Genomic DNA, 13,917 nt, shown 5'->3' with positions numbered 1-13,917 from the left:
TCGTGCGGCGGGTCGCGAAAGACTGGGCATCTGCTCAGGGGGTCACGATCGGGGTCACGCCACCGACCTCGCATCGCGCCGGATCTACGCCTGGCGGAACTTGAGCCGGACACGGCTCCCGGTTGGCCAACTTGAGCCGGACACGGCTTCCGTGAGGCCGGGTTGAGCCTGCTTTCGATGTCGCGGCGGCTTGAACGTTCAAGACCGACGATCCGGTGGTCGAGTGCCGTTTCCGGCTCATCGTCCACGCCGGCAGAGCTCAGGCCAGCGTCGCGCTCATCTGCGCGAAGGGTCTTACGCAAGTACGGTGGGGGCGTGTCATCCCCCGCGCCGGCTCCCGCGAGCCGCGGTCTTCCGTCCGCCTGGAACGTAGTACTGGGGTTCGGCCTGGTCAGCCTCTTCGCCGACATGGTCTACGAGGGCGCCCGGTCCCTGTACGGGCCCGCGCTCCTGGCGCTGGGCGCGTCGTCGGCGATCGTCGGCCTGGTCTCCGGGGCGGGCGAGGCGATGGCCCTGGTGCTGCGGCTTTTCGCGGGACCGGTGGCCGACCGACGGGGGGCGCACTGGTCGTTCACCATCGTCGGCTATGCGCTGACCGCGGTCTGCGTGCCCCTGCTCTGGCTGTCCCCGCAGCTCGGCGCCGCAGGGCTGGTCTTCGCGTCCACGATGATCCTGCTGGAGCGCGCCGGCAAGGCAGTTCGGTCCCCCTCGAAGTCTGCGCTCCTGGCCTACGCGGCCAAGGCGGTGGGTCGCGGCAAGGGGTTCGGCGTGCACAAGGCCCTCGACCAACTGGGCGCGTTCGCCGGCCCGCTGCTCATGGCCGCGATCGTGGCGGCGACAGGGTCGATCTGGCTCGGCCTGGGCTGGCTGGTCGTGCCTGGCGTCATCGCCATGCTCGTCCTCCTGGCGATCCGACGGGCCGTGCCCGACCCCAGCGTCTACGCCCCCGAGCAAGGGGCTAAGCAGGCGGCCCAGACCTCGTGGTGGCGCGGGGCCATGGGAACCGACCTCCCCGGGCCGTTCTTCGGCTATGCGCTTGCCGCCGCGCTGACCACCGCGGGCCTCGTGACCTTCGCGGTCATCTCCGTTCACCTGACGCGGACCCTCGACGTCGAGACAGCGGCCGTCCCACTGATCTACGCGGGCGCGATGCTGGTTGAAGCGATGGCCGCGCTGGCGACGGGGTGGGCGTTCGACAGGTGGGGGTCGCGGGTGCTGTTGGTCGTGCCAGTGCTGGTGGCAACCGTGCCGGCGATGGCGTTCGCGCCGTCCCTCGGCTGGGCACTGGTCGGCGTGGCCGTGTGGGCGACCGCGTACGGCATCCAGGACTCGACCATCAAGGCGCTGGTCGCCGACCTCGTGCCGGCGCCGCAGCTGGCCACCGCCTACGGCATCTTCGCCGCGATCCAGGGCGCCTTCGCCATCGTCGGCGGCTTCGTCGCAGGTTGGCTGCTCGACGTCTCCATCGGCTGGCTGATCGTGGTGATCGGCGCGGCGCAGGCGGTCGCGTTTCTGTTGCTGGTGGTCACACTCGGGCGGGCGCGGGCGCGATGATCGACCAGCTCAGAGCCAGGCGGGGATGAGCTGTGCCGCCCAGGCGACGACGAGCGCGAGAGCCGCGACGAGTCCCGGGGCCGGACGACGACCGCTGCGGCTGCCGGCAGGCGCGAACTCGACCCACGACCGCAGCTCCACCGCGGCCCGCTCCGCGCTCGACTCCCCCTCGATGAGCACCTCGGGGTCGAAGCCGATGACGTCGTCGGGATCACGCAGCCGGACCGCCACCGCGGTCCGACCTGCCACGACTATCTCAACCCGATCCCGCGCGACCACCTCGTCGAACGCCAACCCGTACCAGGCGAACCCGGCACGCACTCGCCCGAACTCGAGCCACGACCACGACGTTGCCCAGAAGGGGGCGATGACGGCCGCCACCGCCAGTCCGGCGACCCGGGCGAGGTCCCACCAGTCTGCGGTCGGGTCCAGCGCCAGCCAGGGGATGAGCACAGCCAACGGCATGGCGACCCCACACGCGGCAGCCCATCTGGTCCAGGACGCGTGCCTCAGCGCCCAGGCCTGCAGTCGCTCGGCCGGCCCGGCGGCGGCATCGTCCACATGATCCCAACCGGGCGTCTCAGGTCGCAGGGCGCCGAGGAGCCGTCGCCGACCCTGGAAGGGCCGGGGTTCGCTCGCCTCCGCCAGCCAGACCTGGCCCGTGGTGCGCGCCAGCGCCACGGAGTGGCCACTCGCCCAGCTGCCGACCAGGATGAAGGGCTCGGCGCCGTTGGTGTCCGGACCCACCACGGCTTCGGCGAGGATCTTTTCCTCGCTGGTCATCGTCTCCTGGTCTTCGCTCTCGATCTCGTCGCGCACCCCGTCGACCCAGGCTGCGAGGTCTGCTGCGTTGGCCGGGAGGGGCTGGCCCACGTCGACCGAGTCGACATCCTCGTCCTCGTCGTCCCAGGCACTCTCATGCTTCTCGCTCACGGCCAGGACTCCGGCGCGGTCGGCGTGTCCATCAAGGTGGGTGAGCTCGAGCACAGGCCAATCTGCGTCCACGGGCAGCACCAGCGCCACGTCGCCATCGCACACCACCCGTACGGTTGCGCTGGGCCCGCCGTTGGCCACGAGCGCAGCCCGACGGCGGCCAGGAGCCAGGAACCTCCCCCACAGTGCGACCCCGATGAGGGGGAGCGCGCCGAGCGCACCGAGCAGCCACGCCGGGTTGTCCTGGCCGGGGCCGATCAACGTGGCCCGCCCGGCCCCGTCGGTCAGCAGGTCCACGGTCTCGCCAATACCCGGGCCGTCCCCGAGCCACGGGTCCTCGAACTCCACCTCCTGGCCGTCGACGGACACGATCAGCACGGCGGAGTCCTCCTCGACGCGGACGATCGGGGCCGAGACGGTGGTAGCTCCGGCTTCGAACGCGGCAACGTCGGCCACGAACACCTGGTGCGCGATGAGGAGGGCTACACCGACGACGGGCAGCGCGATCATCGACGCCACCCCGATCCAGCGGTTCAGCGCAGGGCTCGCGGCCCAGGACGACGCGAAGGGCACGTCCGTGCGCGGCACGACGAGGCCACCGGTCGGGCGGCTGCGGCTGTCGCGCACGAGCAGGAAGGACAGCAGCGCGGCCGCGAGTGTCGCGACCGCCCACCAGGCCCCCGGCTCACCGGGTACGGCCACGGCGCCGAAGACGGCCACCGCCATGGAGGCCGCCAGGGTGCTCCTCGGCGCGTACCAGACCAGTCCGCCTCCGGCGATCACGGTCAGGGTCAGCCCGAAGGCCACGTATCCCGGCGACCACAGCGCCGGACGTTGGAAGTCCACCGCCGACGACGAGACGATGAGCGAGACGAGCACGGACGCCGCGACCACGGTCCACGCAACCCGGAGGACGAGGAGGTGGGGACGGCTGCGTCTCAGGTCGCGGGCAGAGAGGCGGTGCATCCCCGCAGTATGGCGGAACTCGGCCCTCGACCGCCCCATGGGCCTACTGCGTGGGAGAGGGCTCCGGGCCGAGGAGTGCGTCCAGGTCCGTGGCGAGGTCGACCGGCGGCTTCCAGGAGACCAGCTGCGTCACCGGGCCGGGGTCGACGGCGAAGTTGCCGTCGAGCAGCGGCACCAGCGACATCGTCGAGCCCCACCCATCGACGAGGACCAAGGCGCCGCGGTCGTCCATGTCCACCCCGGGCACCTCGCCGCCCACGTCCGACTTCAGCGACTCGATGATTCGCGCCACGAGATCATCCGGGATCTCGCCGAGGACGCGGATGTCGCTGTAGTCCCTGGAGCACACGAAACCCGCGACCACGGCATCCGGCGTGGTGGCGAGCAGGGTGCTCAGTGGCGGGCACACCGCCGGGGCCTCCGTCGGGGCCTCCAGCCCGGCGCGCTGCTCCTCCCAGAGGCCGACGAGCGCCTGCAGGAACCCTTCGCCGCCTGAGAACAGGCGCTCGCCGTCGCTCACCACCCGGCAACCGTGCAACTCGCCGCGCAGCCGCTTCGACCCATCGGCGTAGTCGACGACCACGACGTACGTCATGCGGTACTCGGCAGTGCAGGCGATGTCCGCGGGCAGCGGCTCGAGCGCGTTGAAGGAGCCGACCAGGTCCCCCACGCCCTCGGTGAGCGGCTCCGCCGGTCCGCCCGTGGCCGAGAATCCCTCATTCGGGTCTCCGCACAGCCAGGCGCGGACGGCGCCGTCGGGGAGGTCGCCGTCGAAGGGGGTGAGCTCGAGCGTGCCCTCGCGCGCCTCCTCGGCGATCCCAGGGCACGGGTTCTCGCCGGAGGGAGCGCTCGGCTCCGGGCTGGGAGCGGGCTCGGTGGGCGACGGCGTCGGATCCCCGGGCGACTCCGAGGCCGACGGGGTGGCGCTGGGAGTGCCGCCAGGGACCGCCCCGTCAGGGCCTCTCAGCGCCTGGTATCCCAGGGGGATGGCGAGGGCGGCAAGGACGAGTCCGCCGGCAACAGCCCAGGCCCAGGCTCGCGAACGCCGGGGGCCGGTCCGCGCGCCCGCATCATCCACGTCGACCGGTTCGGGGACCGCGTCGTCGCCGGCCATGGAAACCCTCGTCTCTGGGACACGGCCGCCCGGGGCGATCCCGCTGGCCGTGGTCCCTGGGCCCATTCTCGCGCCCCGGGCCGACGGGCGGTAGTGCCCAGTGGGCATCCGCCCGGATCGCCTCCGATCCCTCACGTTCACGCCTCGCCGGTGGTGGAATGGTGCGAGGGCGCAATCCCGCGACGCTTCCCGAAAGGCTCCCATGGACATCCTGTTCGACACCGCCAACCTCGACGACATCGAGCGGCTCACGCCCATCTACCCCGTCACCGGTGTCACCACCAACCCCTCGATCCTGAAGAAGGAGGGCCCGATCGACTTCTACGCCCACCTGCGGCGGATCCGCTCGATCATCGGCCCCAACCGCACGTTGCACGTCCAGGTGCTGGCCAAGGACGCCCAAGGCATGATCGACGAGGCCCACCGGCTGCTGGACAAGATCGACGCCAACGTCTACCCCAAGATCCCCACCACCGAAGCCGGCATCCAGGCCATGCGCACGCTCAAGGAGCAGGGCGTCAAGGTCACCGCCACGGCGATCTACTCCAAGACGCAGGGATTCCTGGCCATCGCGACCGGTGTGGACTACCTTGCGCCGTACTACAACCGGATGCAGAGCCTGGACATCGACACCCGCGGGACCCTCAGTGCCCTGGCCAGCTTCATCGACCGCTTCGACGCGCCGAGCAAGATCATGGCGGCCAGCTTCAAGAACATCTCGCAGGTCTCCCACGCCCTGGAGGCAGGGGCTCACGCGGTGACGCTGTCGCCGAAGCTGCTGCGGCAGGCACTGTCGGCGCCGATGATCGAGGACGCCGTGGACGCGTTCATCTCGGACTGGAAGGAAGTGAACGGTACGACGACCCTCCCTTGAGCGCCGCTGACCAAGGGATACCCCCCAGGGTATATACTTCCTTCAAAACGAAGGAGTGACCCATGGCACGAATCATCACCATCGCCACCCCCACCCTCGGCGACCGTAGCTACGTGGTGCACGACGGCACGTCCGCGTTCGTCATCGACCCACAGCGCGACATCGACCGAGTGACCCAGATCCTCGACGACGAGGGCGTCGAGCTCAAGGCGGTCTTCGAGACCCACATCCACAACGACTACGTCACCGGCGGCCTCGCGCTCGCCAAGGAGCGCGGCGCGGACTACTACGTCAACGCCGAGGACCAGGTGCAGTTCGAGCGCTCCCCCATCGTCGACACCCAGGTCGTCGAGATCAGCCCCACCATGTCGGTCAAGGCGCTCGCCACCCCGGGCCACACCTACACGCATCTGTCCTACGTGCTGTTCGACCCCACCGCGGACGACGACGACGCCAAGGGCCAGGCGGTCTTCAGCGGTGGCTCGCTCCTGTTCGGAGCCACGGGGCGCCCGGACCTGCTCGGCGAGGCCCACAAGCATGAGCTCGTTCGCCACCAGTACAACTCGGCCCACCGCCTCGCCGCGGAGCTCCCCGACGCCACTGAGGTCCTACCGACGCACGGGTTCGGGAGCTTCTGCTCCGCCACCCAGACCGACGGCACCGAGTCCACCATCGGCCGCGAGAAGCGGATCAACCCCGTGCTCACGCAGGACGAGACCGAGTGGATCGAGGAGATTCTGGCCGGGCTCGACGTCTACCCCGCCTATTACGCACACATGGCTCCGGCCAACTCGACCGGCCCCGATGCGCCGGACCTGTCGGAGCCCACGCACGCGGACAAGGACGAGATCCGCTCCCGCCTCGAGAATGGCGAGTGGGTGGTCGACCTTCGCAACCGCACTGCTTACGCCGCCGGCCACGTGCCAGGTTCCTTCAACTTCGGCATCGACGGCCAACTCTCCACCTACATCGGCTGGATGATCCCCTGGGGGACCCCGATCACGCTGCTCGGCGAGTCCAGGGAGCAGGTGTCCGAAGCCCAACGGGAACTCGCGCGCATCGGCATCGACCACATCGCGGCCAGCGCCCACGGCACGCCCGAGGACTGGACCGACGAGCCCGCCACGCTGCAGCAGGCGAAGTTCGGCGACCTCAGCCAGGTGCGGCACCACCGCGAGGTGCGGATCCTCGACGTCCGCCGGACGTCGGAATACACCACCAAACACATCGACGGCGCCAGCAACATCCCGCTGCACGACCTCATCACCCGCATCGACGAGGCCCCCGACGGCGAGATCTGGGTGCACTGCCAGAGCGGATACCGGTCGTCGATCGCCGGCTCGATCCTCGCGGCCTCAGGCCGGAGAGTCGTCACGATCGATGACAACTTCGAGAACGCCGAGAAGAACGGCCTCCCGATGGTGAGCGGACAGTGACCGACGGCGAGGTCACCGAGTGCACCATCCCTGATCTGCACCGGGCCTGGAAGCGGGGCGATTTCATCCTGGACGTCCGCGAGCCGACCGAATACGCCGAGGCGCACGTCCCGTCCGCGGTCCTCATCCCCCTCGGCGAGGTGGGGTCGCGCGTCGCGGAGGTGCCGGAAGACCATACCGTCTACGTGATCTGCCGCAGCGGTCACCGGTCGATCACCGCCAGCCGCATCCTGGCGCGCGCCGGGCGTCGACCCATCTCGGTCAGCAGCGGAACCCTGGGCTGGATCGCGGCCGGGCACCCCGTCGCCACCCGCCCGCACGGCGCGGAGCAGGTCAGCCGATGACGTGGTGGATGGTGCCGATGGCCGTAGGGGTGGGGCTCATCATGGGTGCCCTCGGCGGCGGCGGTGCCATCATCACGGTCCCCGTGCTGGTGTACCTGGCCAGCCAGCCGCCCAGCGCGGCGATGGTGGGCTCGCTCATCGTGGTCACCGTGACCGCGAGCGCGGGCCTGATCGGGCACTGGCGTGCCGGGTTCGTCCGGCCCGCTGAGGGCGTGGCGTTCGCGGCCCTGGGGACGGCAGGAGCGGTGGGCGGCTCGCTGGTTTCCATGCAGATGCCCGGCAACGTGCTGATGGCCATGTTCGCCGTTCTGCTTCTGGTGGTCTCTGCGGTGATGGCGAAGAAGTTCCTCCGCCCATCAGCCGCTCCCCCGCCCCCGGTGCCGCACATGGTGGAGCGGAACCCGTTGCGCATCAATTGGGGGCACCTGGGCGTGGTGGCCGCGACGGCGACCGGCGTGGGCCTCCTCACCGGATTCTTCGGCGTGGGCGGCGGTTTCGCGATCGTGCCGGCTCTGGTGATCGCGCTCGGGTTCACGATGCAGCAGGCGGTGGCCACATCGTTGCTGGTCATCGTGCTCAACTCGCTGGTGGCCCTGACCACACGACTGACGGTGGCCATCGACGTCGACTGGACGCTGATCGGATGGTTCAGCATCCTCGCGGCCGCCGGCGCGATCCTCGGCGGCAAGGTGGGCCGTCGCCTGCCTGCGCGCACGCTCGGCCTCGGCTTCGCCGCCCTGCTCGCGGTCACGTCGCTCCTCATCCTGATCCAGACCCTGCTCCAGATCTAGACCTGGCCGGGGCGGTAGGCCGACCCCGTCTCCGCCGTAGTTTCAGGGGGCGTACGATTCAATCATGCTTGAATCAAGCGTCATTGAACTGTCGCTGCGCGAGGACAGGGCCGTGGCCGTGCTGCAGGCCGTCGCGGATCCCGTCCGGTGGCGGGTGCTGTCCATCCTCACGTCCCGCACGCAATGCGTGTGCGACCTGCAGGCGTCGATCGACATCGCCCCCAACCTGCTCAGCTACCACCTCAAAGTGCTGCGCGAAGCGGGCCTCATCGTCGGTACCCGTCGAGGGCGGTGGGTGGATTACACGCTGGCCGACGGCGCCGCAGCCCTCGTGCGCTCTGCGCTCCCCGGAGAGTTGCGGGGTTGACCATGTCGGCCCCCACTCTCCCCGGCTCTCGACAACTCGTCGGCCTGCTCGTCGGCGCCGCCGCGGTCTGGGCCGGGCTGTACGCCCTCAACGAGGTGGCATGGGACGCCCTGTTCACCCGGGCCCTGGGCTTGGACCTGACGGAACGGCTCCCCGGCGCAGCCCACTTCTTCCTCTACGACACCTCGAAGATCCTGCTCCTGCTGGTGGGGATGATCTTCGCCATCGGGATGCTGCGCACCACGCTGCGCCCGGAGCGCGTGCGGCAGTTCCTCGCCGGCAAGCCGCTCTGGCTCTCCCTCGTCCTGGCGGCGCTCTTCGGCGCGATCACCCCGTTCTGCTCGTGCAGTTCCATCCCACTGTTCATCGGCTTCGTCGGCGCAGGCATCCCGCTGGCCGTGACGCTCACATTCCTCATCGCCTCGCCGCTGGTCAACGAGGTGGCGGTGGTGCTGCTCGCCGACACCTTCGGCATCCCGAACACCATCGCCTACGTCGCTGCCGGACTCATCGCGGCCATCACCATCGGCTTCATCTTCAGCCGCCTCACGCTCGATCATCTCGTGGCGGACTTCGTGTTCAAGACCCCGGTGTCCGTCCTGCAGGCCGAAGGCAGGCGCCCCACCCTGCACGAGCGCGTCGAGGCCGCCGTGGAGGAGACCCGCGACATCGTGGGCCGCGTCTGGATATGGATCCTCGTGGGCGTCGGGGTGGGCGCCCTCATCCACGGCTGGGTGCCCACGGAGTTCTTCGCCGCGTACGCCGGCCCGGACAACCCCTTCGCGGTCCTGCTCGCCACGCTCGCCGGCGTCCCGCTCTACGCCAACGCCGCCGGCGTCATCCCCATCGCGGAGGCGCTGTGGAGCAAGGGGATGTCGCTGGGCACGGTGATGTCCTTCATGATGGCCACCGTCGCGCTCTCGCTGCCTGAGTTCATCCTCCTCAAGCAGGTCCTCAAGCCCAAGCTGCTGGCGTTGTTCTTCGGCAGCGTCTCGCTGGCCATCATCGCCATCGGACTCTTCGTCAACCTGTTCGCCTGATCCTGGAAAGAAGGAACACCCATGCTGATCGAGGTCCTCGGCCCCGGCTGCAAGAACTGCGTCAACCTGGAGAAGAACGTCCGCGAGGCCCTCGCCCGCCTCAACCTCGATGCCGAGGTTGAGAAGGTCACCGGGTACGCCGACATCATGGCCCACGGGGTGATGAGCACCCCTGGGTTGGTCATCGACGGCGACGTCGTCTCGTACGGCCGGGTGCCGACGCCCGGCCAGATCGTGGAGCTGATCCGGGCCCGCTAGTCTCGGGGGATGCGCGGTGAGTACAAGGTCCCTGGCGGCAAACTGGTCGCCGTCGACATCGAGGCAGAGGGCGGGCGGATAGCGCACGCGGCTGTCTCCGGGGACTTCTTCCTGGAGCCCGACGAGGCCCTCGACGACATCAACGGCGCGCTGCTGGGAATGCCGGAGTCGTCGTCGGTGGCCGACCTGGCCGCGGGCATCACCGCCCGGCTGGATCCGGCGGCCACGCTCATCGGCTTCACCCCCGAGGCGGTGGGGATCGCCGTGCGCCGCGCGCTCGGCCACGCGTCCGACTGGTCGGATCACACGTTCGACGTGATCGGCCCGGTCTCGATGGACCCCCGAATGCACGTGGCGCTCGACGAGGTGATCGCGGCCCGGCTCGCCCGGGGCGAGATCAACCCCAGCCTCCGCATCTGGGAGTGGGACCAACCGCTCGTGGTGATCGGCTCGTTCCAGTCCTACCGCAACGAGATCGACGACGAGGGCCGCGCCAGGCACGGCATCAACGTGGTGCGACGGATCACCGGCGGCGGGGCCATGTTCATGGAGCCCGGCAACTGCGTCACCTACTCGCTCGTGGTGCCGGCCTCGCTCGTCGAAGGGCTGAGCTTCGAGCGCAGCTACGAGTTCCTGGACCAGTGGGTGATGGGCGCGCTGGCCGAGCTGGGCGTCATTGCCCGATACGTGCCGCTCAACGACATCGCCTCGGACAAGGGAAAGATCGCCGGCGCGGCGCAGCGTCGGGTGACTGGCGGCGTCGTCGTGCATCACGTGACCATGGCTTACGACATCGACGCGGACAAGATGCTGGAGGTGCTCCGGATCGGGCGGGAGAAGCTGTCCGACAAGGGGACGAAGTCCGCCAACAAGCGCGTGGACCCGCTCCGTTCGCAGACCCGGCTGCCCCGCGACGCGATCATCGCCTCGTTCCTGGCGCACTTCGAGGGCCGCTATGCGACGCAGCGACGCACCTACGGCGACGACGAGCTGGCCGCGGCCAAGGAGCTGGTGGAGACCAAGTTCAGCTCGGAGGCGTGGACGAAGCGGATCCCCTGAGTATCCTGCGTCGGCTACTCGCCGGGCTGGCGAACCCCGACGGTGAGGAGCAGGTTGGCGTAGAGCCGCTGGTCCGCGCTGACGATCACCACGGACACATCGGCCGACTTCGCCACGTCGTAGAAGTCCCATCGCGGGATCTCCACCACGGCGATGCCCGGCAGCGCCGCCCGGTACTCGTCGTGGGCGGGAATCGACGCGGGCCGCTCGCCGGCGGGGACGTCCGCCGCGGGGACCATGATCCCCGCCTCCTCGATCGGGATGGTGAGCTTGAGCACCTCGAGGATGTCGGAGACGGTGAGCAGGCCGGGCGCCAGGTTGAGGTAGATCCGCTCCGCCGTCGCCGGTGCGCCCGTGGCCGCCGGGTAGTTGCCGTCGGTGATCAGGATCTTGCTGCTGTGCCCTGCGCGGCCGAGGGCGCCGAGGAGCTGCGGATGGGTCATGGGTCCGTAGAGCATGTGATCTCCTTGCTTGGGCCGGGCGAGCGCCCGGCACTGATGAGGCGCGAGGCCTCAGTGGATGTCGTCGTCAGGTGCTGGCTCGCACCACGAGGGCGGGGGTGATGGTGGTCGGCTCGGCGGGCTGACCGTTGAGCAGCAGGTTGAGGGTGGCCACGGCCGTCTCCCCCACCGTGCGGAAGTCCTGCCGCACCGTCGTGAGCGCGGGAAGGAAGGATTCGGCGCCGACGACGTCATCGAAACCGACCACCCGGACGTCGCCCGGCACCGACCTTCCGGCCAGCTGCAGCGTGGTCATGCAGCCCAGCGCCAGGTGGTCGTTGGCCGCGAAGATGGCGTCGACGTCCGCGGGCAGCTCCCGCATGAGGGGCGCGGCTGTCGCGGCGTCCCAGGATCCCGCATGCAGCACCACCGGCTCCATGCCGGCGGCCATGCACGCCTCGAGGTATCCGTCGTGCCGCTGCAGCGCGTCGGACCATTCCATCGGTCCGGCGACATGTGCGACGCGCCGCGACCCCCTCGCGACGAGATGGTCCACGGCGAGCCTGGCCCCGAGCCGGTGATCCAGCGCTACCCCCACCGCCGGCGCCGGCAGGTCCTGGATCTGGCCGACGTACACGGTGGGCAGCCTGCTGGCGACGGTGTTGACCCACAGGCTCGGCTCGTCGCGTCCGCCCAGGATGATCACGCCGTCGGCACCCACGGGGACCAGCTCGTGCAGCGGGAGCCCGTCCAGCCCGGAGCGGATGACGGAGGTGGAGATGTGCAGCCCCAGTGCCGCGAGTTGCTGGCAGATGACGACGAAGCTGGTGGCATGGCCGTGCAACAGGGGGACCGCGTCGATCACGTGCACCGACCCGGTGCGGTGGGCCGACAGCGACCGGGCAGCCATGTTGGGTTGGTAGTGGAGCCGCTCGACGGCCTCCAGGACGCGCTGGCGGGTGGGTTCGGCCACCACGTCCACCCCGCGCACCACGCGTGAGGCCGTCTGCATGGACACGCCTGCCGCCTCGGCGATATCGCGCAGGTTCGCGCGCTGCCCGCGGCGGCTCACGGCCGGGCCTCGTACCGGATCGTGTGGGCAGAGGCCGCGATGACGTCGTTGCGGTCCGCCGGATCAAGGTGGCCCATGACCTCCAGCTGGGCCAGGAGGGAGCCGAGCGACGACGCCTCCACCGGCCCCGCGACCACCGGCACCCCGACGGCGTCGGCCGTCAGTTGGCAGAGCAGGGTGTTTCGGGATCCGCCGCCCACGAGATTGAGCTGCCGCGGTGGGTGACCGGTCAGTGCGGAGAGGTCCGCGATGCCTCGGGCGTAGCGGGCCGCCAGCGACTCGAGGATCACGCGCACGATGGCGCCCTCGTCGAGTGCCTCGGTGTCCGCGCCCTGGCCGGCGAGCGACGCGGTGATCCGGGCCACCATGCCGCCGGGCTGAGCGAACTGCGGCTCGTCGGGGTTGATGACGCAGCGCAGCGACGGAGCGGCATTGGCCCTCTCCACCAGCTCGACGATGTCGTGCACGCCCCCGGCGGCCCTCCACTCCCGCTGGCATTCCTGCAGGATCCACAGCCCGGTGATGTTGAAGAGGGGGCGCAAGCCGTCGTCGGCGCGGGCCTCGTTGGTGAGGCCGAGCTCGTAGGCCTCGCGGGACATGAGCGGCTCGTCGCGGAGAACTCCGAGCACGGACCACGAGCCGCAGGACAGGAAGTAGGACTCATCCGCCGCGTCGCGCTGCAGTGCGTGTACGGCGCAGGCGGTGTCGTGGGCACCGGCCCGCACCACCGTCAGCTGCCCCAGCCCTTCCACGGTGCACGGGCCGACGACCGTGAGCTCGGGGGTGACCTCCCCGACCCAGGATCGGGGGATGCCGAGAGCCTCGAACACCTCGTCGCTGAACTCGTGGGCCCCCGGGCGCGTGAGGCCCGACGACGAGGCGTGGGATCGTGACCACCCGCGCACGCCGGACAGCAGGAATGTGACGTAATCAGGCAGCAGCAGGACCTGGTCGACGGTGGCCGCGACGTCCGGTTCCTCCGTGAGGAAGGCGAACAGCTGGTTGGCGGTGTTGATGGTGGCGGGCGCGATGCCCGTGGCGTTCCAGGCGGCCTCGTCGCTGAGACGCTCGCGGAACGCGGCGTGGGTGCGGGCGGTGCGCTCATCGCGGTAGGCGCGGCCCGGTGTCAGCCTCGAGCCGACGGTGTCCACCGGCACGTAGTCCACGCCCCAGGTGTCCACAGAGACGCTGACGGCGCCGGGGAAGCGGGCGACTGCGTCGCGCAGGCCGGCCACAACCTCGGCCCAGATGTAGTCCAGATCCCAGGCGAGGTACCCGTGCCGGCCTGAGCCTGCCAAGGGGCCCTGCAGTGTGGCCGCGTGCTCGAACCGCCGCACTTCCACCTCATGGACGACGCCGTCGTCGAGGGTGCCGGCGATGATCCGGCCCGACGACGAGCCGAGGTCGACGGCCAGCGCGGTGACGGTTGACACTTCTCTTCCTCCTGAGTGGTGGTTCGGTTGATCGATCAAGCGAGCCTGGGGAACCGCGAAGAAGGAGCCTGGTTCCCCGGAACATGGAATCGCGCGAGCGAAGCGAGCCCGGGGAACCGCGACGAAGGAGCCTGGTTCCCCGGAACATGGAATCGCGCGAGCGAAGCGAGCCCGGGGAACCGCGACGAAGGAGCCTGGTTCCCCGGAACATCGAATCGCGCGAGCAAAGCGAGCCT

At 70.0% G+C, this 13,917-nt stretch carries 14 protein-coding genes; 9 read left to right on the top strand and 5 right to left on the bottom strand.

The genetic code is table 11. The features are described 5' to 3' along the window. Positions 1–315: 315 nt before the first annotated feature. Positions 316–1,554 carry an MFS transporter gene (locus ACX1D0_RS15380; RefSeq protein WP_459018869.1) on the top strand — a complete coding sequence of 413 codons (1,239 nt, stop codon included), beginning with the start codon at positions 316–318 and terminating at the stop codon, positions 1,552–1,554. Between the two features lie 9 nt (positions 1,555–1,563). On the opposite strand, the gene ACX1D0_RS15375 is transcribed toward ACX1D0_RS15380, so the two are convergent. After that, positions 1,564–3,453, bottom strand: coding sequence for a hypothetical protein (locus ACX1D0_RS15375; protein WP_459018868.1), 1,890 nt, complete (start codon positions 3,451–3,453; stop codon positions 1,564–1,566). 43 nt (positions 3,454–3,496) lie between these two features. Then, entirely contained in the window at positions 3,497–4,567 is a 1,071-nt protein-coding gene (locus ACX1D0_RS15370) for a hypothetical protein (protein WP_459018867.1), read from the bottom strand. A 202-nt stretch (positions 4,568–4,769) separates the two neighbouring features. Between ACX1D0_RS15370 and ACX1D0_RS15365 the strand changes: the two genes are divergently transcribed. The 8 genes from ACX1D0_RS15365 to lplAB all read left to right on the top strand — a co-directional run bounded on the left by ACX1D0_RS15365 (position 4,770) and on the right by lplAB (position 10,736). Next, entirely contained in the window at positions 4,770–5,441 is a 672-nt protein-coding gene (locus ACX1D0_RS15365) for a fructose-6-phosphate aldolase (protein ID WP_459018866.1), read from the top strand. A gap of 62 nt (positions 5,442–5,503) precedes the next feature. Beyond that, positions 5,504–6,877, top strand: a complete 1,374-nt coding sequence (locus tag ACX1D0_RS15360; RefSeq protein WP_459018865.1) for a rhodanese-like domain-containing protein — start codon at positions 5,504–5,506, stop codon at positions 6,875–6,877. Beyond that, the gene (locus tag ACX1D0_RS15355) at positions 6,874–7,221 is read left to right on the top strand and encodes a rhodanese-like domain-containing protein (RefSeq protein WP_459018864.1); all 348 of its coding nucleotides are present in this window, start codon (positions 6,874–6,876) and stop codon (positions 7,219–7,221) included. The genes ACX1D0_RS15360 and ACX1D0_RS15355 overlap by 4 nt, the downstream gene beginning before the upstream one ends. Next, a complete protein-coding gene (locus tag ACX1D0_RS15350) occupies positions 7,218–8,012 on the top strand; it encodes a sulfite exporter TauE/SafE family protein (RefSeq protein WP_459018863.1) in 795 nt (264 codons plus the stop codon). The genes ACX1D0_RS15355 and ACX1D0_RS15350 overlap by 4 nt, the downstream gene beginning before the upstream one ends. Before the next feature lie 64 nt (positions 8,013–8,076). Further along, entirely contained in the window at positions 8,077–8,379 is a 303-nt protein-coding gene (locus tag ACX1D0_RS15345) for an ArsR/SmtB family transcription factor (protein ID WP_459018862.1), read from the top strand. A gap of 2 nt (positions 8,380–8,381) precedes the next feature. After that, positions 8,382–9,419, top strand: a complete 1,038-nt coding sequence (locus tag ACX1D0_RS15340; RefSeq protein WP_459018861.1) for a permease — start codon at positions 8,382–8,384, stop codon at positions 9,417–9,419. A gap of 21 nt (positions 9,420–9,440) precedes the next feature. Continuing rightward, positions 9,441–9,677, top strand: coding sequence for a thioredoxin family protein (locus tag ACX1D0_RS15335; protein WP_459018860.1), 237 nt, complete (start codon positions 9,441–9,443; stop codon positions 9,675–9,677). Positions 9,678–9,686: 9 nt separating this feature from the next. Beyond that, on the top strand, positions 9,687–10,736 hold the full coding sequence (gene lplAB, locus ACX1D0_RS15330) for a lipoate-protein ligase LplAB (RefSeq protein ID WP_459018859.1): 1,050 nt from the start codon (positions 9,687–9,689) through the stop codon (positions 10,734–10,736). A 14-nt stretch (positions 10,737–10,750) separates the two neighbouring features. Here the strand turns inward: lplAB and ACX1D0_RS15325 are convergent, their stop codons facing one another. The 3 genes from ACX1D0_RS15325 to ACX1D0_RS15315 form a co-directional block, all read right to left on the bottom strand. Then, the gene (locus ACX1D0_RS15325; protein ID WP_459018858.1) at positions 10,751–11,194 is read right to left on the bottom strand and encodes an RbsD/FucU domain-containing protein; all 444 of its coding nucleotides are present in this window, start codon (positions 11,192–11,194) and stop codon (positions 10,751–10,753) included. Positions 11,195–11,264: 70 nt separating this feature from the next. Continuing rightward, the gene (locus tag ACX1D0_RS15320; RefSeq protein ID WP_459018857.1) at positions 11,265–12,248 is read right to left on the bottom strand and encodes a LacI family DNA-binding transcriptional regulator; all 984 of its coding nucleotides are present in this window, start codon (positions 12,246–12,248) and stop codon (positions 11,265–11,267) included. Continuing rightward, positions 12,245–13,681 carry a rhamnulokinase gene (locus ACX1D0_RS15315; RefSeq protein WP_459018856.1) on the bottom strand — a complete coding sequence of 479 codons (1,437 nt, stop codon included), beginning with the start codon at positions 13,679–13,681 and terminating at the stop codon, positions 12,245–12,247. The genes ACX1D0_RS15320 and ACX1D0_RS15315 overlap by 4 nt, the downstream gene beginning before the upstream one ends. Between the last annotated feature and the right edge of the window lie 236 nt (positions 13,682–13,917).

This window comes from Tessaracoccus pujii (assembly GCF_054483895.1).
The sequence above is the reverse complement of the archived record's forward strand: the minus strand, read 5'-3'. Positions and strand labels throughout refer to the sequence as shown.